Annotated in this window: 18 protein-coding genes; 9 read left to right on the forward strand and 9 right to left on the reverse strand. The window is 69.3% G+C overall.

Annotated elements, in window-relative coordinates; all coding sequences use genetic code 11:
• The first annotated feature begins 94 nt into the window (after positions 1-94).
• Together O4N75_RS02970 and O4N75_RS02975 are read left to right on the forward strand one after the other, a co-directional pair.
• Positions 95-1,528 carry a DUF1254 domain-containing protein gene (locus tag O4N75_RS02970; RefSeq protein WP_269627897.1) on the forward strand — a complete coding sequence of 478 codons (1,434 nt, stop codon included), beginning with the start codon at positions 95-97 and terminating at the stop codon, positions 1,526-1,528.
• Between the two features lie 79 nt (positions 1,529-1,607).
• Positions 1,608-2,636 carry an MBL fold metallo-hydrolase gene (locus tag O4N75_RS02975; protein ID WP_269627898.1) on the forward strand — a complete coding sequence of 343 codons (1,029 nt, stop codon included), beginning with the start codon at positions 1,608-1,610 and terminating at the stop codon, positions 2,634-2,636.
• Positions 2,637-2,644: 8 nt separating this feature from the next.
• Here the strand turns inward: O4N75_RS02975 and O4N75_RS02980 are convergent, their stop codons facing one another.
• From O4N75_RS02980 to O4N75_RS03005, 6 genes are all read right to left on the reverse strand, one after another.
• Positions 2,645-3,148, reverse strand: a complete 504-nt coding sequence (locus tag O4N75_RS02980; RefSeq protein WP_269627899.1) for a GNAT family N-acetyltransferase — start codon at positions 3,146-3,148, stop codon at positions 2,645-2,647.
• Positions 3,145-3,468 (reverse strand): MazG nucleotide pyrophosphohydrolase domain-containing protein, encoded by a 324-nt coding sequence (locus tag O4N75_RS02985; protein ID WP_269627900.1) that lies wholly within the window; start codon positions 3,466-3,468, stop codon positions 3,145-3,147. The genes O4N75_RS02980 and O4N75_RS02985 overlap by 4 nt, the downstream gene beginning before the upstream one ends.
• Positions 3,469-3,494: 26 nt before the next feature.
• Positions 3,495-3,920, reverse strand: coding sequence for an acetyltransferase (locus O4N75_RS02990; RefSeq protein ID WP_269627901.1), 426 nt, complete (start codon positions 3,918-3,920; stop codon positions 3,495-3,497).
• Between the two features lie 97 nt (positions 3,921-4,017).
• Positions 4,018-4,827: a methyltransferase domain-containing protein gene (locus O4N75_RS02995; protein WP_269627902.1), complete on the reverse strand. Its 810-nt coding sequence runs from the start codon at positions 4,825-4,827 to the stop codon at positions 4,018-4,020.
• 65 nt (positions 4,828-4,892) lie between these two features.
• Positions 4,893-5,870, reverse strand: a complete 978-nt coding sequence (locus O4N75_RS03000; protein ID WP_269627903.1) for a nitronate monooxygenase family protein — start codon at positions 5,868-5,870, stop codon at positions 4,893-4,895.
• Positions 5,871-6,008: 138 nt separating this feature from the next.
• Positions 6,009-6,377, reverse strand: coding sequence for a hypothetical protein (locus tag O4N75_RS03005; RefSeq protein WP_269627904.1), 369 nt, complete (start codon positions 6,375-6,377; stop codon positions 6,009-6,011).
• Between the two features lie 96 nt (positions 6,378-6,473).
• On the opposite strand from O4N75_RS03005, the gene O4N75_RS03010 reads away from it, so the two are divergent.
• From O4N75_RS03010 to O4N75_RS03025, 4 genes are read left to right on the forward strand one after another with little or no spacing between them, the layout of a single operon-like run.
• Positions 6,474-7,346, forward strand: a complete 873-nt coding sequence (locus O4N75_RS03010) for a crotonase/enoyl-CoA hydratase family protein (protein ID WP_269627905.1) — start codon at positions 6,474-6,476, stop codon at positions 7,344-7,346.
• 9 nt (positions 7,347-7,355) lie between these two features.
• Complete coding sequence (locus O4N75_RS03015; RefSeq protein ID WP_269627907.1) at positions 7,356-8,021, forward strand: HAD family hydrolase; 666 nt, start codon at positions 7,356-7,358, stop codon at positions 8,019-8,021.
• 29 nt (positions 8,022-8,050) lie between these two features.
• A complete protein-coding gene (locus O4N75_RS03020; protein WP_269627908.1) occupies positions 8,051-9,511 on the forward strand; it encodes an amidase in 1,461 nt (486 codons plus the stop codon).
• 37 nt (positions 9,512-9,548) lie between these two features.
• The gene (locus O4N75_RS03025) at positions 9,549-9,914 is read left to right on the forward strand and encodes a hypothetical protein (RefSeq protein WP_269627909.1); all 366 of its coding nucleotides are present in this window, start codon (positions 9,549-9,551) and stop codon (positions 9,912-9,914) included.
• An 18-nt stretch (positions 9,915-9,932) separates the two neighbouring features.
• Here the strand turns inward: O4N75_RS03025 and O4N75_RS03030 are convergent, their stop codons facing one another.
• Together O4N75_RS03030 and O4N75_RS03035 are read right to left on the reverse strand one after the other, a co-directional pair.
• Positions 9,933-10,385 (reverse strand): NUDIX pyrophosphatase, encoded by a 453-nt coding sequence (locus O4N75_RS03030; RefSeq protein ID WP_269627910.1) that lies wholly within the window; start codon positions 10,383-10,385, stop codon positions 9,933-9,935.
• A gap of 40 nt (positions 10,386-10,425) precedes the next feature.
• Positions 10,426-11,895 carry an NAD-dependent succinate-semialdehyde dehydrogenase gene (locus tag O4N75_RS03035; RefSeq protein ID WP_269627911.1) on the reverse strand — a complete coding sequence of 490 codons (1,470 nt, stop codon included), beginning with the start codon at positions 11,893-11,895 and terminating at the stop codon, positions 10,426-10,428.
• Between the two features lie 171 nt (positions 11,896-12,066).
• Between O4N75_RS03035 and O4N75_RS03040 the strand changes: the two genes are divergently transcribed.
• The 3 genes from O4N75_RS03040 to O4N75_RS03050 all read left to right on the forward strand — a co-directional run bounded on the left by O4N75_RS03040 (position 12,067) and on the right by O4N75_RS03050 (position 15,901).
• Positions 12,067-12,240: a hypothetical protein gene (locus tag O4N75_RS03040; RefSeq protein ID WP_267232406.1), complete on the forward strand. Its 174-nt coding sequence runs from the start codon at positions 12,067-12,069 to the stop codon at positions 12,238-12,240.
• A 103-nt stretch (positions 12,241-12,343) separates the two neighbouring features.
• Positions 12,344-14,152: a M2 family metallopeptidase gene (locus tag O4N75_RS03045; protein WP_269627913.1), complete on the forward strand. Its 1,809-nt coding sequence runs from the start codon at positions 12,344-12,346 to the stop codon at positions 14,150-14,152.
• 114 nt (positions 14,153-14,266) lie between these two features.
• On the forward strand, positions 14,267-15,901 hold the full coding sequence (locus O4N75_RS03050; protein WP_269627914.1) for a TadE/TadG family type IV pilus assembly protein: 1,635 nt from the start codon (positions 14,267-14,269) through the stop codon (positions 15,899-15,901).
• 66 nt (positions 15,902-15,967) lie between these two features.
• Here O4N75_RS03050 and O4N75_RS03055 read toward each other — a convergent pair whose 3' ends face one another.
• Entirely contained in the window at positions 15,968-17,407 is a 1,440-nt protein-coding gene (locus O4N75_RS03055) for an MFS transporter (RefSeq protein ID WP_269627915.1), read from the reverse strand.
• Between the last annotated feature and the right edge of the window lie 85 nt (positions 17,408-17,492).

Below are 17,492 nucleotides of genomic sequence, written 5' to 3' on the forward strand. Positions count from 1 at the left end.
ACGTTCCCCAGGCGCGTCCTGGGGATTTCGCCCGATTTCCCCGCCGACGCCGGCGCCTAGGCTCCTCCTCCCAGTCCCCGCGAGGAGCGCTCCCATGGCCGACGATCTCAATCCCGCCGCCGCCCACCACTGGCTCGGCAGCGAAACGCTGAAGACGCGGGAAGGCGAGTTCCCGTTCAAGAACGGCTACCCGACCGCCGAGGCCGCCGCCCGCCTGCGCGAACGCCTGGTCTTCAACCGCGCCGTCGAGGCGTTCCTGGTGCAGATGCACGGCGTCTCCTGGCTCCACGTCTGGAAGGGCGTCGCCCAGGCCGGAACCGGCGCCCCCAACCAGCTGGTGCTCTGGGAACAGCTGATGGACGGCGAGACCCTGCTGCTCACCGGCAACACCGAGACCGTCTACGGCCTCGTCGCGATCGACCTGAAGCGCGACGGTCCGGTGGTGATCGAGGCGCCGCCCGGCCTGCTGGGCGGGGTCAGCGATCTCTGGCAGACCGAGACCCTCGGCATCGGCCCGACGGGCGCCGACAAGGGGCAAGGCGGCAAGCTGCTGCTCCTGCCGCCCGATCATGATGGGCCCGCGCCGGCGGGCTACATCGCCGCCAAGTCACGGACCTACGGCCTCGTCTTCGGCGTGCGCGGGTTCCAGGTCGACGGTAAGCCGGACAAGGCGGCCGAGCTGATCCGCCAGACCAAGGTTTACCCGCTGTCGCAGGCCGCCGCGCCGCCGGCCCTCACGGTGTTCAACGGTTCGCGCCGGCAGGTCGACACGCTGTTCTCGGACAATGTCTCGTTCTTCGACGACCTGGCCTGGATGATCGCGCGCGAGCCGCAGGACGTGATTCCCAGCCACGAGCGCTTCCAGCTCGCCGCCATCGGCATCGAGAAGGGCAGGCCCTTCCAGCCCGATCCCGCCCGCCGCGCCCTGCTGGACGAGGCCGCGCGCATGGGCGGCGCCATCGCCCGCGCCAACAGCTTCGACAGTCAGGACGAGGCGCGCCTCGTCTATCCAGATCGGCGCTGGGAGTGGGCGTTTCTCGGCGGCAGCGCGGCCTGGGACAGCCAGGGCTATGTGAACACCGACCGCCGCGCCAGCTTCGCCTACATCGCCATCGGAATGTCGCCGGCCATGGTCGACAAGCATGTCGGTCTCGGCTCGCAATATCTCTGGACCCCGCGCGACGCCGACGGCGACTATCTGGACGGCGCCCGCAACTACCGGCTGCACGTGCCGGCGAACCTACCGGCCAAGAACTTCTGGTCGGTGGTGGCCTACGACGCCGACAGCCGCTCGATCCTGCGCAACAGCCAACCGTTCCCGTCGATCAGCACCTACACCAGGCCGCAGCCCAATCCGGACGGGTCGATCGACATCTGGTTCGGACCCAAGTCGCCGGTCGGCAGGGAAGGGAACTGGATCCAGACCGTTCCGGGCAAGGGCTGGTTCACCCTGTTCCGCTTCTATGGTCCGCTGGAGCCGTTCTTCGACAAGACCTGGAAGCCGGGCGACATCGTCAAGCAAGACTAGGCGTGCGTCCGGGCGCCGCCGACCCTTGCGCTCGGCGCGACTCGGCGCGACTGTGCGGCCGCGTAACAAGGGTCGCCCAATGATCTTCGAGCAAGTCGCCACGGGCGGATGCCAATCCTATCTCGTCGGCTGCGAGGCGACCCGCGCTGCGGCGCTGATCGACCCGGAGTTCAGCCAGATCGACCGCTATGTCGGCCTCGCCGGCCAACTCGGCCTGCACATCCGCTACGTGATCGACACCCACACCCACGCCGACCATTTCTCGGCCAGCCACGAGCTGCAGAAATTGCTGCCGGCGCCGGTGGTGATGAACCGGCTCAGCCCCGCGCCCTATGCCGACCTGCGGCTCGACGACGGCGACATGCTGATCGTCGGCGAATTGCGTCTCCAGGCCCTGCACACCCCCGGCCACACGCGCGATTCCATGTGCCTGGTGATGGCCGACCGGGTGTTCACCGGCGACACCCTGCTGATCGGCGGCACCGGGCGCACCGACCTGCCGACCGGCGATCCCCATGCCCTCTATGAGAGCCTGTTCGACAAGCTGCTGAAGCTGCCGCGCGAGACGCTGGTCTACCCGGCCCACGACTACAAGGGCCGCAGCTGCTCCACGATCGGCGATGAGATCGACACCAATCCCCGCCTGGCGAAAACCGACCGCGCCGAGTTCGTCGAGATGATGCAGAGCCTCGACCTCTCGGCCCCGACCCACCTGACCGAGGCGCTGCGCACCAATATGAGTGGCGGCAAGACCGTCGCCCGACTGCTGGCCGAGGCCTCGGCGAAAGTGCCGTTCATGTCGCTGGCCGAGCTCCACGGCCGCCTGGGCGGCAACAGCCGCGATCTGGTCGTGCTGGACCTGCGCGAGAAGGACGCCTTCGAAGCCGGCCACATCCCCGGCGCCCGTCACCTGCCGCGCGGCCAGCTCGAACTGCGGGTCAACGCCGAGCTGCCCGACCCGACCGTCCGCATCATCGCCTGCTGCGAATTCGGCAAGATCTCGACCCTGGCGGCGGCCACCCTCCGCGAACTCGGCTTCACCCGCGCCGTCGCCCTCGACGGCGGCCTCAAGGCCTGGCGCGAGGCCGGCTACGAGCTGGAGGTCTGAGCGGGGGGCTAAGCCGCCTCGAACCGCAGCACCGGCCCGTTCCAGTCGGGCCCGGCGATGTCCAGTTCCTCGACCGGCCCGGCCGCGCAGGCGGCCGCGACCTTGCGCCAGAAGGCCAGCGCCCCGGTGTTGGCGCGCGCCACGGCGATCTCCCAGCTCCCCGGTTCGGCGGCGATCAGCGCCTGGGCCGCCGCCCGCCCGGCGCCCTGGCCGCGATGTTTGCGCACCACGAAGAACTCGGCCATCGAACGCCGCGCCGGCAGACCCGAATGGGCCGCGTCGTTGATCAGCGCAAAGCCCGCCGGCGCCTCGCCCGCGGTCAGCAGCCAGGCCGACCAGTTCGGCCGTCCGAAGAACGGCTCCAGCGGATAGTCCGTGAACCGACCATCGGCGCCCAGTTCGCCGCGCGCGCTCCCGGCCCAGAACTCCGAGAAGTCGTGGGTGTAGAGCTGGAAGAGGTTCTGCAGCACGGCGCCGTCGCCACACGCGGCCCGCACGATCGCCAGGCTCATGGCCGCGCCTCCAGCCTGGCTTCCAGCTCGTCCATGGTCGTCTCGAACGCCGCTTCCAGATCGACCTCGTACATCCGCGCCAGGGTCATCACGCTCCACAGGCAGTCGGCCAGCTCGTGCGCCAGCTTGCCCTGCACGTCCGGGATCGCCCGAACGCCCTCGGCCGCCTGCACCAGCTTCATCAGGTCGCCGACGTCGCCGACGAAGCCCAGCGCCACCTCCTCGCGCGTCCAGGCCCGCCCATAGCGCCGGGACTCGGCTTGACCATAGAGCTCGCGCACGCGCCACGCGCGTTCGGACATCGAATTGAAGCTGGTCATCTCGTCTCCGTCGCGGACACCCTAGCCTAGCATCGCCGCATCGTCAGGATCGGGAAGGGCCGCCCCTCGCTGTCCAGGTCCGAGCGTTCCGTCACCGTGAAGCCGAGCCGCTCGTAGAAGGCGACGGCCCCGGGGTTCTGCTCGTTGACGCCCAGCCAGGTCGCCCCGCGGGCCAGGGCGTGGTCGATCAGCGCCCGCCCGACGCCGCTGCGATGCACGGCCGGATCGACGAACAGGCTGACGATCTCGTCGCCGTCCAGGCCCATGAACGCCACGGGCTGGCCGGCCATCTCGGCCGTCCACAGCTCGGTGTCGCTGGAGAGATAGCCGCGCATCTGCGCCTCGATGGCGTCGATGTCGGCCGGGGTCAGGAAATGGTGAGTCGCCTCCACCGCCGCCCGCCAGAGCGCGAGCAGGGCGGGGGCGTCGGCGGGCGTGGCGCGTCTGATCATCGGGGCTGGATAGGCGCAGCGGCCGCTCAGGCCAACCCCGCCCGCAGCCGCTCGAACGCGCTCTGTCCTGCTCCACGTTCGCCGATCGCAGGCCCGGTCATGGCTCGCCCTCCGCGTGCGGCGCCGCCAGCGGCCGTCCCCAGGTCAGCCGCGAACTGACCTCGAAGTTGACCTTGCCGCCTCGGGCATACGGGGTCAGCACAGTCCGCAGGTCGGCGTCGAACGCGTCCGCCAGATCGCCCATCTTCGCGCGCGCCCAGCTGGCGCGCGAGTGCTCGGCCTCGATCAGGTCCTCGACCGACTGCTCGACCTGGGCGGTGAAGGTCTCGACGCCGACCCGGTCGAACCAGGGCTCGTGCGCGCTCATCAGCGCCTGGTGCGCCGGCCCGTTCCAGACTCCGCCCATGCGGCCGACCCAATGCCTGATGACCGCGCGCCACGCGCCGATCCACGGCGCCTGCGCCGGACCGTCGCCGTCGATCAGCGCCATCAGCCCCCCCGCGGTCAGCGCCGAGGCGAGCTTTGGGAAGACGCGGGCGGGATCGACCCAGTGCACGCTCGCCCCCATCACGATCAGGTCCAGCGGCGGCTCGATCGGCGCGGCCTCGGCGGTGGCTTCGATCCAGGCGATGTTGGGGTGGGCGGCGGCGTCGAGTTCGCGCCCCAGCCGCAGCATCGCGGCCGACGGATCGACCGCCAGCACGTCTTCGAACTGGGCCGCCAGACCCCGCCCCAGCTTGCCGGGGCCGCAGCCCAGGTCCAGCAGGCGCCCGCGGCCGGGCGTCAGCGCCAGCAGCCGCGCGTACAGCGCCGGCGGATAGTCGGTCCGGTGCGCATAGGCGCGGGCCACGTCCTCATCCAGAAACTCCGCGCCGGTGTTGACGGCGCTCGCCTGTGTCGCGGGCATGGCGCTCTCCGCCGCCGAGGGTTGGCGCAGCCAGGGGAGGGGGACTTGCGTCCCCCTCCCGCCCCTTAAGCGTCGAGCAGCCCGACCAGCCGGCCGCGGATGATCTGCTCGGCCTCGGCCATGGTGCGTTCGATCAGCTCCTGCACGCTCGGCACGTCGTGGATCAGGCCCGCGACCATGCCGCACGACCAGCCGCCGGCGTCCATGTCGCCGTCGCGCAGGATCCGCGGATAGACGCCCGCCACCTCGGCGGCGATGTCGGCGAAGGTGACCTTGTCGCCGAGCTCCTTTTCCTTCTCCAGCAGCCGCTCGACGCCGGCGTTGACCAGCACCCGCTCGGTGTTGCGCAGCGGGCGCATGATCAGGCGGGTGTCCAGTTCGCTGGCCGCCACCAGGGCGTCCTTCACGTTCTGGTGGACCGGCGCTTCCTTGGTGGCGATGAACCGGGTGCCCATGTTCATGCCGTCCGCGCCCATGGCCAGGGCCGCGACGAGGCTGCGGCCGTCCGCCATCCCGCCCGAGGCCAGAAACGGCACCTTCAGCTCCTCGCCGGCCCGCGGCAGCAGGATGAAGTTCGGCACGTCGTCCTCGCCCGGGTGGCCGCCGCACTCGAAGCCGTCGACGCTGACCGCGTCGCAGCCGATCGCCTCGGCCTTCAGCGCGTGGCGCACCGAGGTGCACTTGTGGATCACCACGATGCCGGCTTCCTTCAGCATCGGCAGCCACTTGGCCGGATTGTTGCCGGCCGTCTCGACGACCTTGATCCCGCTCTCGACGATCACCTTCACGAACCCCGGATAGTCGGGCGGCGTCACCGCCGGCAGGAAGGTCAGGTTCACTCCGAACGGCTTGTCGGTCATGGCCCGGCAGCGCTCGATCTCGGCCTTCAGCTTCTCCGGCGTGCCCTGGGTCAGGCCGGTGATGATGCCCAGGCCCCCGGCGTTCGACACCGCCGCCGCCATCTCGGCGAAGCCGACAAAGTGCATGCCGCCCTGGACGATCGGGTGCTGGATGCCGAGCAGTTCGGTGATGCGCGTCTTCATGGTGGCGTTCCCCTGTTGGTCGTGCGCGTCCTGGCGCGCGCTGTTCGGCGTCCTGCATCGCCTATCGCCGGCCGGCCCGCAACGGCGGATCGCGACGAGCCGGCCTTCGCCGGGATGAGCGGGGGAGGGCCCAGGCCCCTAGTGCCCGCCCTCGACCCACGGCACGCCCGCGTTCCGGAAGACGTCCGCCAGCCCCGCCTCCAGGTCCAGCGCCTCCCAGCGGCCCAGCGGATTGAGATGAGCGACGAGGTCTGGCAGCAGCCGCACCCCGAACCGCCGCACCGGCCCGCTGGCCTTGTAGCCGGTCTTATGCTGGTCGAAGCGCAGGTCCGGATCGCGCGAGGTCTGGCCGACATAGAGCCCCCAAGGGTCGGCCCGGCGCTCGTCGCGCAGCAGCACGACATAGACCGAATGCCTCGCGCCTCGCGCCCGCCGCGTCTGCGCCGTGAGCGTCAGCGCCGCGCGCCGCGCCTTGGCCAGCCAGAGCGGTCCGGAATCCTGAAGCATGGCGCGACCCTAGGCGGCGCGCGCGCCGCTGTCTGCTGGACGCGGCCCCATGCGTGTGCTCACTCACCGCCGCACAACACGAGGGGAGAGATCGACATGGCCTACAACACCCTGCTCTGGGAGGTCGAAGACCGCGTCCTCACCCTCACCCTCAACCGTCCCGAGCAGATGAACGCCTTCACGGTCGAGATGGCGCACGAGCTGATCGACGCCTTCGAGCGCGCCAGCGAGGACGACGCCGTCGGCGCCATCGTCGTCACCGGCGCCGGCCGCGCCTTCTGCGCCGGCATGGACCTGTCGGCGTCCGGCAACGTCTTCGGCCTGGACGAGAGCCAGGCCCCGACCCTGGCCGACATGCACGATCGGCTGGACGACCCGGCTGTCCGCGACGGCGTGCGCGACACCGGCGGCCGCGTCACCCTGGCGATCTTCGACTGCAAGAAGCCGGTCATCGCCGCCATCAACGGCGCGGCGGTCGGCATCGGCGCGACCATGACGCTGGCCATGGACATCCGCATGGTCTCGGAAAAGGCCCGCATCGGCTTCGTGTTCGGCAAGCTCGGCATCGTGCCGGAGGCCTGCTCCAGCTGGTTCCTGCCGCGCCTCGTCGGCCCGCAGCAGGCGCTGGAATGGGTGCTGTCGGCCGAGATCTTCGACGCCGCCGAGGCCCAGCGCGGCGGTCTCGCCCGCTCGGTCCATGCGCCCGAAACGCTGGTCGCCGACGCGCAAGGACTGGCCCGCAAGTTCATCGCCGGGCGCTCAGCCGTCGCCGTGGCCCTGGCCCGCCAGATGCTGCTGCGCAACGCCGCCCAGCCGCACCCGCTGGAGGCCCACCGCGTCGACTCCCTGGCGATGTTCTACGCCAGCATCGGCGACGGCAAGGAAGGCGTCGCCGCCTTCCTTGAAAAGCGCGCCCCGCAGTTCACCGGCCGCGCCTCGCAGATGCCGCCCTTCTATCCCTGGGAATAGCGGCCGGTCATGCCTCCGACCATCCTCCTCGACCTCGACGGCGCCCTGGTCGACTCGCTGCCGGGCATCGAGGCCAGCGGCCGTGCGGCGCTCGCCGCGCTCGGCCATCCGCCTGATCCGGCGCTCGACATCGCTGCGATGATCGGCCCGCCGATCGAGGAGATGATGCAGCGGATGCTGGCGCGGTACGGCGATGACCGGGTCGCCGAAGGCGTGGCCGCCTACCGCGCCGACTATGGCGCGCGCGGGCTGCTGGCCAGCGCCCCGTATCCGGGCATCCCCGAGGCGCTCGACGCCCTGCGCGCGGCCGGCGCCCGGCTGATCCTGGCGACCTCAAAGCGCCGGGTCTTCGCCGAGCGGATCCTCGACCACACGGGCCTGGCCACACGGTTCGCCGCGGTTCACGGCTCCGAGCCCGGCGGCGCGCTGGATCACAAGCCCGAGCTGATCGCCCATATCCTCGCCCGCCACGACCTCGATGCGGCCGCCTGCGTGATGGTCGGCGACCGCCGCCACGACATCGCCGGCGCCCGAGCCAACGGCATGCGCGGCCTCGGCGTGCTCTGGGGCTACGGCGCGCGGGAGGAGTTGGAGGCCGCCGGCGCCGACGCCCTGGTCGCCGCCCCGCACGACCTCGCCGCCGCGGCTCTGGCCCTGGTCGCGAGGACACGTTGAGCGGCTGAATCAAGCTTGGCTGTCGCGGCGTGACCGCGTTCACGAGGCGTCCGCGCAACGCTGGAGAGGTCGAGGTGAAGCAGTCGGACTATCTGGAACATGACGCCGTCGGCCTCGCCGGGCTGATCGCCCGCCGCGAGGTCAGCGCCGCCGAGGTGCTGGAGGCCGCCGTCGAGCGCCTGGAGGCGGTCAACCCATCGATCAACGCGGTGATCTACACCGACCTCGCCGCCGCCCGCGCCGAGGCCGGGCAGGCCCGCGCCGGCCCGCTCGCCGGCGTGCCGTTCCTGGTCAAGGACTACGCCGCCCACGTCGGCGGCTGGCCGACCTCGGCCGGCTCGCGGCTCTACCAGCATGAGGTCGCCGCCGCCGACGCGCCGATCGTCAGCGCCTATCGCCGCGCCGGCCTGGTGATCTTCGGCAAGACCAACCTGCCGGAACTCGGCCTCGACGCCACGACCGAGCCCGACCTGCACGGCCCCACCCGCAACCCCTGGGACGTCGCGCGCACGGCCGGCGGCTCCTCGGGCGGTTCGGCCGCCGCGGTCGCGGCCGGCATCGTGCCCGCCGCCCACGCCAGCGACGCCGGCGGCTCGATCCGCATCCCGGCCTCCTGCTGCGGCCTGTTCGGGCTCAAGCCCTCGCGCGGGCGGGTCTCGTTCGCCCCGGCCAGCGACGGGCTGGCCGGCTTCGACGCCCAGCACGCGATCACCCGCAGCGTCCGCGATTCCGCCGCCCTGCTCGACGCCGTCTGCAGTCCCGAGCTCGGCGATCCCTACAGCGCCCCGCCGCGCCAGCGCCCGTTCCTGGAGGAGTGCGCCCGCGATCCCGGTCGCTTGCGGGTCGGCTTCACCACCGAGGCGTTCGAGGCCGGCGCCCTCTCGCCGGAGTGCCTCGCCGCCGTCGCCCGGACCGCCAGCCTGCTGGCGAGCCTCGGTCACCAGGTCGAGGAGGTCGCCCTGCCGGCCGGGCTCGACGGCGCCGTCGCCGCGTCCGGCGCGGTCCTTGCCGGCCACATCGCCGCCGACCTCGACGCCCGCGCCGAGCAGCTCGGCCGGCCGATCGCCGAGGCCGACGTCGAGCCGTTGACCTTCGCCCGCTACCAGCACGCCCAGGGGTACAGCGCCTCGGACTATGTGCGCTCGCTGCGGGTCATTCACGCCTATGGCCGGGCGATGGCCCAGCTGCTGGATCGCTATGACGTGGTGCTCGCCTCGACGCTCGGCTCGCCGCCGGTCCCGCTCGGCGTGCTGCGCGGCGCCGCGCCCGGCGCGGCCGGAATCGTCCGCCGGGCCTTCATGCCCAACACCCGGATCTTCAACCTCACCGGCCAGCCGGCGATGAGCGTGCCGCTGGCCTGGACCGACGACGGCCTGCCGGTCGGCGTTCAGTTCGTCGCGGCCATGGGCGGCGAGGCGATCCTCTTCCGGCTGGCCGCCCAGCTGGAGGTCGCCGCGCCCTGGGCCAGCCGTCGGCCGCGGTTGATTTAGTCGACGTATCGGACGACGTTGCCTGCCTGGGGTGGAGTTGGGCGAGGCCTTCCTTGGGATGTTGGCGCTCGCGATGGGCCTGCTCGCCGCTTGCTCTCATGAGCGAGCCGACCCCCGGGGCCAGCCGGAAATCTATCGCGGACCCTTGACGGTGGTCGCTAAGGATCACTCCGGCGGCACAATCATCCAGCGCTCGGCGGAGGCGCGGAGCCGGACCACCTGGCTGCGCCCCGACGGCCGCTCGCACGATCTGATTTCGGACGGCGTCATGATCCGCCGGCATCTGGAACGCTTTCCCGATGGCGCCTCCAGCATCGAGTGGGAAGCGATCAGCGTCTCGCGTGCGCCGCTGCCCTCAAACACTTTTGTCCCGCCCTCCGGCGGGGCTACAGGCGGATCCTAGCGCCGGACGGCGCGCGGCTCAGCCCTCGGTCAGGCGGGTGTTGAGCTCCCAGAGCGCGGTGCGATTGCTGTCCCACTGCAGCCGCTCGCGCGCCTGCGCGTAGGTCAGCCATTCGAACGCCAGATGTTCGCCCGACAGGCCGATGGTCTCGCCCTCGCCGACCTCGACGCCGAACGCCAGTTCGCGCACGACGTACACGCCCGCACCCCAGCTTGGCCAATCGCGGAAGATGCGGGCGGGGACAGTGGCGTGCGCATCCAGCTTTATCCATCGCCGGGCCCCCGTCAGGCCGGTCTCCTCGGCGAGCTCGCGCCTAGCGGCCCGCCGCGGCGTCTCCCCGACTTCAACGCCGCCTGCGACGGCCTGCCAACAGGCCGCGTCGCCGTCGGCGCGTCGGAACACGCCGTATTCGAAACCGGCTTCCGGTGTTCCGCGGAACGGCAACACCAGGACGTTCACGGGCGTCCGCATAGCTTGTTCCCCCACCGCAAAAGTAGCGGCCGCCCGGCCCCTACCGCAACGCCAGGGTCAGGGCCTTGACCTGCATGTAGTCGGCGATGCCGTAGACCGAGCCCTCGCGGCCATAGCCGCTCTGCTTGACCCCGCCGAACGGGTTGGCGGCGTTGGAGATCAGCCCGGCGTTGATCCCGACGATGCCGGACTCGATGGCCCGGCCGACCCGCATCGCCCGGTTCAGGTCGTCGGTGAACAGGAAGGCGGCCAGCCCGAACTCCGAGGCGTTGGCCCGGGCGATCGCCTGTTCCTCGGTCTCGAACTCGAACACCGGGACCAGCGGGCCGAAGGTCTCCTCGTGACAGAAGAGCTCGTCGTCGCCGCCGAAGGTCACGGTCGGCGCAAAGAAGTTGCCCTCGATCCGCGCGCCGCCGGTCAGCACCCGGCCGCCGGCCGCGACCGTGCGGGCGATATGGTCCTCGACCTTGGCCACGCCCTTCTGATCGATCAGCGGCCCGATCACCGTACCCTCGGCGAAGGGATCGCCGACCTTCAGGGTCTTCACCTTCCGGGTCAGGGCTTCGACGAACCGCTCGCGGATCCCAGCCTGCACATAGACGCGGTTGGGGCAGACGCAGGTCTGGCCGCCAGCGCGGAACTTGCCGGCCACCGTCCCCTCGACCGCCACCTCCAGGTCGGCGTCGTCGAACACCAACAGCGGCGCGGCCCCGCCCAGCTCCATCGACAGCCGCTTCAGGGTCGGGGCGCACTGGGCCGCCAGCGTGCGGCCGACCCCGGTCGAGCCGGTGAACGACAGCTTGCGGATCAGCGGCGAGGCGGTCAGCGCCCCGCCGACCACGTCCTGCGCCCCGGTCACCACCGAGAAGCAGCCGGCCGGAACCCCCGCCTCCAGCGCCAGGGCGGCGAGGGCGAGGGCGGTGAACGGCGTCGCCGAGGCGGGCTTCAGCACCACCGGGCAGCCGGCGGCGAAGGCGGCCGCCGCCTTGCGGGTGATCATTGCGGCCGGGAAGTTCCACGGGGTGATCGCGGCCACCGGACCGACCGGTTCCTGGAAGGCGAGGATCAAATCCTGCCCGTTGGGGCTCTGGATGGCCTTGCCGTCGAGGCTTTGGGCCAGGTTGCCGAACCAGGTGACGAAAGAGTTTGCGTAGCGGATCTCGCCCAGCGCCTCGGCGAACGGTTTGCCGTTCTCCAGCGCGATGATCGCGGCCAGCGCCTGCTCGTGCTGGCTAACCTTTTGAGCCCACTTGGAAAGGATCGCGCCGCGCTGGGACCCCTTCAGCGCCGCCCAGGGGCGGAAGGCGTCGTCGGCGGCCCGAATCGCTTGCTCGACCGCCTCTTTCGGCAGCTTTGGGACCCGTCCGATGAGCGTCCCATCGGCAGGATTGACGACCTCGATGACATTAGCGCCCTCGGCGGCGATCCACTCGCCGGCGACCAGCGCGGCCTGGCGGATCAGGCCCGCGGCGCCGGCCTTCCGTTCGTCCACAGACGGTTGATCTGGCATGGAAATCCCTTTCGCCGCTTACGCCCGCCTATAGGTTCCAGGGGCGGCCCCAGGTTCCGATGAAACTTTTCGTGTTGCGCCGCAACCGCCCGAAAGCTTGACTCGCGCTGGTCTTGGAGTCGTCATAAAGCGGACATGCCGCATTGCAGCATGAGTTTCGCGGAGGCGCATGTGACGGATCTTCCGTTCGCCTATTCCCTGGCCCACGCCGAATGCGGCTGGGCCTGGCGGATCTTCGACGAGGACGGCGAAACCGTCGCCCAGGGCCTCGACCTGTCGCAATCCGACGCCCAGGCCTCGGTCGAAAGCGCAATCCGCATGGCGGCCTCGGAGGCCCGCGCCTAGGCGCTTTCCCAAGCGCCGCTTGACGGCGTCTTCCTCAGACGTTTCTTTCCCTGGCAGCGCGGCCTTGAAGGCCGTATCTGCCGTTTTGGGGACGTCTCGCCGCATGAAATCGCAGTTGTTGGCCGCCACCGCGGTCGCTTTGTTCGCCTTCGCCCCGGCTTCGGCCCAGGCGCCCAAGCCCGCCAAGCCGACCCCCGCCGAGGCCAAGGCCTTCGTCGACAAGGCCGAGGCCGAGCTCGCCGCCTTCAACCAGTACGTGGCCAAGTCGGCCTGGGTGCGGGCGACCTACATCACCGAGGACACCCAGTGGCTGGAGGCCAAGGCCACCGCCGAGCAGAACGAGCTGACCGCCCGTTACGCCCGTGAGGCGGCCAAGTACGACGGCGTCGCCGTCGACCCCGTCACCGCCCGCAAGCTCAAGCTTCTCAAGCTGTTCCTGGTCTCGCCCGCCCCCAATCGGCCCGGCGCCGCGGGCGAGCTGGCGACCATCGCCACCCGCCTGGACTCGACCTATTCGGCCGGCAAGTTCCAGCACGGCGGCAAGACCCTGACTCTCAACGACGCCGAGGAGATCCTCGCCAAGAGCCGCGATCCGGCTGAGCTGAAGGCGGTCTGGGAGGGCTGGCATTCGGTCGCCCCGCAGATGCGCGGCGACTACGCCAAGCTGGCCGAGCTCTCGAACGAGGGGGCCCGCGACCTCGGCTTCAAGGACACCGGCGCGCTCTGGCGCTCCAACTATGACATGGACCCGGACAAGTTCGCGGCCGAGACCGACCGCCTGTGGAGCCAGGTCGAGCCGTTCTACCGCAATCTGCACTGCTACGTGCGCGGTCAGCTGAACGACAAGTACGGCGACGCCGTGCAGCCGCGCAAAGGTCCGATCCGCGCCGATCTGCTCGGCAACATGTGGGCTCAGCAGTGGGGCAACGTCTACGACGTGGTCCAGCCGAAGACCGCCTCGTCGAGCTACAGCCTCGACAAGCTGTTGGTTTCAAAGGGCTATGACCCGGTGAAGATGGTCAAGACCGGCGAGAGCTTCTACACCTCGGTCGGCATCTCGCCGCTGCCGGACACCTTCTGGAAGCGCTCGATGATCACCCGGCCGCAGGACCGCGAAGTGGTCTGCCACGCCTCGGCCTGGGACCTCGACGACCGCGACGACGTGCGCATCAAGATGTGCACCAAGGTCGACGCCGACGACTTCTACACCGTTCACCATGAGCTCGGGCACAACGTTTACCAACGCGCCTACAAGGATCAGCCGTTCCTGTTCAAGAACGGCGCAAACGACGGCTTCCACGAGGCGATCGGCGACTTCGTCGGCCTCTCGGCCCTGACCCCGACCTACCTCCAGCAGATCGGCCTGCTCGACAAGGCCCCGGGCGCGGACGAGGACATCCCCTTCCTGCTGAAGATGGCGCTCGACAAGATCGCCTTCCTGCCCTTCGGCCTGATGGTCGACCGCTGGCGCTGGGAGGTGTTCTCGGGCGAGGCGACGCCGGAGCACTACAACGACGAATGGTGGAAGCTGCGCCTTAAGTATCAAGGCCTGACGCCGCCCGGCCCGCGCCCGGCCGACGCCTTCGACCCGGCGGCCAAGTACCACGTGCCGGCCAACGTGCCCTACACCCGCTACTTCCTGGCCCATATCTACCAGTTCCAGTTCCACCGCGCGGCCTGCAACCAGATCGGTTGGAAGGGACCGCTGCATCGCTGCTCGGTCTACGGCGAAAAGGAAATGGGCCAGAAGTTCAACGCCATGCTGGAAATGGGCGCGTCCAAGCCCTGGCCCGAGGCGATGGCCGCCTTCACCGGCGAGAAGAACGCCGACGCCAGCGCGGTGACGGCCTACTTCAAGCCGCTGAACGATTGGCTGACCGTCCAGAACAAGGGCGAGTCCTGCGGCTGGTAAGCTGGTAAACGGGCGCCGAATTAAGCTTTGCCTTAACCGTCTTCGGCGCCCGTTCGTTTACGCTGCTCTGGCAAGCTCCAGCGGATTCAACTCTGAACTGCTGGGGCTCCAGGCGTGGAAAAGATCACCAAGCAAGTCGCCAGGCGTATTCATGGCATGACCGGGCGGCTCAAGGCCCGATGCGTCGCGGGTGTTCGCGACGAGCGCGGCGCGACCGCCGTCTTCTTTGCTGTGGGCCTGCTGCTGCTGGCGCCCGCCACCATGGGTCTGATCGACCTCTACATGATCACGACCCAGCGCGGCCAACTGCAGGACGCCCTCGATACCGCGACCCTCTATGTGGCGCGTTCGAACGCCATGACAGCCACCGAGATCCAGACCAAGGGCGACGCCGCCCTGCGGGCCAACCTCAAGCTGCCGGACGATCAGGACATCACGTCCACCAAGTTCGAACTGGCGGCGGACAAGATCACCATCAAGGGCGAGGCGACCATCGAGCCGCCCTCGATCGGGCCGCAGCTCTGGGCGCAGGCCGACATCCGCGCCACCTCCGAGGTGCTGCGCAACTCCAACAACGTCGAAGTCGCCCTGGTGCTCGACACCACCGGCTCGATGAAGGACTACATGGGCAGTCTGAAGACCGCGGCGAAGGATCTGATCGATCTGGTCGTGAAGGACCAGCAGTCGCCCTACTATACCAAGCTCGCGATCGTCCCCTATTCGGTCGGGGTCAATATGGGCTCCTACGAGGCCGGCGCGCGCGGCGCCGTGAAGGGGACTACGGCGATCACCGGCGCCAGCAAGACCAACCCGGTGGTCATCACCTCGCCGAACCACGGGCTCTATGAGGGTGAGCGGCTCGTCATCAACGGGGTGGTCGGCATGACCGCCCTGAACACTAAGACCTACATTGCGACGGGCGTGACGACCGATACTTTCAAGCTGCAGCGGTACGATAGTAACGACGAGAAGATCTATAACGTCGATGGTAGGAACTATGACGGCTACACGTCGGGCGGCACCGTGCAGTGCAAGGGTGAGGGGTGCAGCGAGAACATCTTCACCAACGCCAGCAGCACGTCGAACCGCATCCGGCAGACGACCTTCAGCAAGACGGCCTGCGCGACCGAGCGGCTTGGCGATCATGCCTATGACGACACCGCCCCGTCCGATGCGCCCGTCGGCTGGCACTATGCAGCGTCGTGCCCGTCGAAGCCCATCGTGCCGCTGTCGACCAACAAGACGACGCTGAAGGGGGTCATCGACTCGCTCTCAGACAGCGGCTCCACGGCCGGCCACATCGGGCTCGCCTGGGGTTGGTACATGGTTTCCCCCGAGTGGAAGGGGCTTTGGAAGGGCGCGAGCGAGCCGGCGGCCTATGGCACTGAACAACTGCTGAAGGTCGTGGTGCTGATGACCGACGGCGCGTTCAACACCCCTTACTGCCGCGGCGTCGCGGCTAAGGACGCCGGCAGCGGGGCTCCAAGCTCGAGCAGCCGGATCAACTGCGACGCCGTCAACGGCGATCCGTTCGTCCAGGCGGACAAGCTCTGCAAGGCTATGCGGGCCAAGGGCGTGATCATCTATACCGTCGGGTTCAACGTCGGCTCCGAACCGGAGGTCCAAAACCTGATGAACACCTGCGCGACCTCGCCGGAATACGTCTACATGCCGAACGGCGGTGAGGAGCTGAAGGTCGCGTTCCGGGCCATCGCCCAGGACATCAACTCGCTGCGGATCGCCAAGTAGCCGCCGCCGCGAGGATCGGAAGTTCAACGCGCCGGGCCTGCCGCCCGGCGCGTTTTTCTTTGCGCGTCAGCCGATGCGCTCGGGGCCCTCGCCGCCCTCGACCTGCTCGGCCTGGGCGGCCAGCTTGGCGAGGCTGGCGGCGTGGCTGTCGCGGGTGATGCGGTAGAGCGAGACGCAGAGGATCGCCGCGCCGTACAGCCCGCCCAGCACGAACAGGTAGGTCAGCCCCAGGTTGGAGACCACGCCTTCGCTGACCTGGCCCGGCTTGGCGTTCTGCGGGAAGCCGATCGCCAGCAGGATCATGCTCGAGGCGAAGATGCCGACGCCGGAGACCGCCTTCTGCACGAAGGCGGCGGCGGCGAAGAACAGGCCTTCGGAGCGACGGCCGGTGCGCAGCTCGGAGTCTTCCACCACGTCGGCGATCATCGACGAGATCAGGATCGCCGAGATGATCGAGAAGCCGGTCGAGAACACCGCCTGAACGAACAGGATCGGCAGCAGGGCCGGCGAGCTGTTGTCGGGGAACACGCCGGTCAGGCGCAGCGTGATCGGGGTGACGGCGATGACGAAGGACAGCACCTTGGTCAACTGGGCGGTCTGCTTCTTGCCCAGCCGCTTGGAGAGCGGGGCGGCGAAGCCAAAGGCCAGGGCCGCGGAGATGAAGTTGGCGGCCGCCAGAATGGCGATCTGGTTCGACGGCAGCTGCCAGAAGAAGGTGTTGAAGTAGAGGTTCAGCGACAGCACCAGCCCGCCGGCCATGGCGTTGAACAGGCCAGCCCCCATCAGCACCAAGAACGACTTGTGGCTGAGCGTGCCGACCATCTCCTTGGCCAGCTGGACGAGGGTCAGCTTGCGGGCCGGCGGGATGCGCAGGCGCGGGATCTGGTTGTGGGTGCCCATCGCCGAGATCAGGATCGCCGCGAAGATCACCGCAGCGGCGACATAGCCGTAGGTCACGTAGCCGGCCGGGTTCAGCTGGCCGACCGGGTGCTCGGCGTCGGGGGTCAGGAACACCTTCAGCGCCAGCAGGGTCATGGTCAGGCCGCCCCACCAGGCGAAGAAGTAGCGGTAGGACATGACCTTGGTGCGCTCGTCGTAGTCCGTCGTCAGCTCCGCCGCGAGCGCCGCCGAGGGGATCTCGTACATGGTGATGAAGCTGCGGATGATCACCGCGACCACGATCAGGTAGACGAACAGCGCCTCGTGCGACCAGCCTTGCGGCGGGTTCCACAGCAGCAGATAGGACAGCGCCACCGGCAGGGCTGCGGCGTACATGAACGGGTGGCGGCGGCCCCAGCGTGAACGCCAGTTGTCGGACACCTGGCCCATGATCGGGTCGAGGAAGCTGTCGATGATCAGGGCGATCATGATCGCCAGGCCGACCGTCGCCGACGGCAGACCGACCACCTGATTGTAGAAGATCAGCAGCAGATAGGAGAAGCCCTGGTCCTTGACCCCGAAGGCGACCGAGCCGAAGCCGTAGAAAAACTTGGTCGGGACGCTCAAGCGCCCCTGTTTTTGAGCATCTGGTACGGCGTCCGCCACGGTGTTTCCCCTAATTTTGTGTGCGCTTTTGTAAACACGACCAGGA

The sequence above is a fragment of the Phenylobacterium sp. NIBR 498073 genome (assembly GCF_027286305.1).
GTDB lineage: Bacteria > Pseudomonadota > Alphaproteobacteria > Caulobacterales > Caulobacteraceae > Phenylobacterium.

Bases quoted from the DNA above. Each gene is read 5' to 3' on its own strand.
- O4N75_RS02980 (WP_269627899.1), bottom strand. From the start codon at position 3,148: ATGAGCCTGGCGATCGTGCGGGCCGCGTGTGGCGACGGCGCCGTGCTG.
- O4N75_RS03015 (WP_269627907.1), top strand. From the start codon at position 7,356: ATGCCTCCGACCATCCTCCTCGACCTCGACGGCGCCCTGGTCGACTCG.
- O4N75_RS02990 (WP_269627901.1), bottom strand. From the start codon at position 3,920: ATGATCAGACGCGCCACGCCCGCCGACGCCCCCGCCCTGCTCGCGCTC.
- O4N75_RS02995 (WP_269627902.1), bottom strand. From the start codon at position 4,827: ATGCCCGCGACACAGGCGAGCGCCGTCAACACCGGCGCGGAGTTTCTG.
- O4N75_RS02985 (WP_269627900.1), bottom strand. From the start codon at position 3,468: ATGACCAGCTTCAATTCGATGTCCGAACGCGCGTGGCGCGTGCGCGAG.
- O4N75_RS03000 (WP_269627903.1), bottom strand. From the start codon at position 5,870: ATGAAGACGCGCATCACCGAACTGCTCGGCATCCAGCACCCGATCGTC.
- O4N75_RS03030 (WP_269627910.1), bottom strand. From the start codon at position 10,385: ATGCGGACGCCCGTGAACGTCCTGGTGTTGCCGTTCCGCGGAACACCG.
- O4N75_RS03005 (WP_269627904.1), bottom strand. From the start codon at position 6,377: ATGCTTCAGGATTCCGGACCGCTCTGGCTGGCCAAGGCGCGGCGCGCG.
- O4N75_RS03035 (WP_269627911.1), bottom strand. From the start codon at position 11,895: ATGCCAGATCAACCGTCTGTGGACGAACGGAAGGCCGGCGCCGCGGGC.
- O4N75_RS03045 (WP_269627913.1), top strand. From the start codon at position 12,344: ATGAAATCGCAGTTGTTGGCCGCCACCGCGGTCGCTTTGTTCGCCTTC.
- O4N75_RS02970 (WP_269627897.1), top strand. From the start codon at position 95: ATGGCCGACGATCTCAATCCCGCCGCCGCCCACCACTGGCTCGGCAGC.
- O4N75_RS02975 (WP_269627898.1), top strand. From the start codon at position 1,608: ATGATCTTCGAGCAAGTCGCCACGGGCGGATGCCAATCCTATCTCGTC.
- O4N75_RS03010 (WP_269627905.1), top strand. From the start codon at position 6,474: ATGGCCTACAACACCCTGCTCTGGGAGGTCGAAGACCGCGTCCTCACC.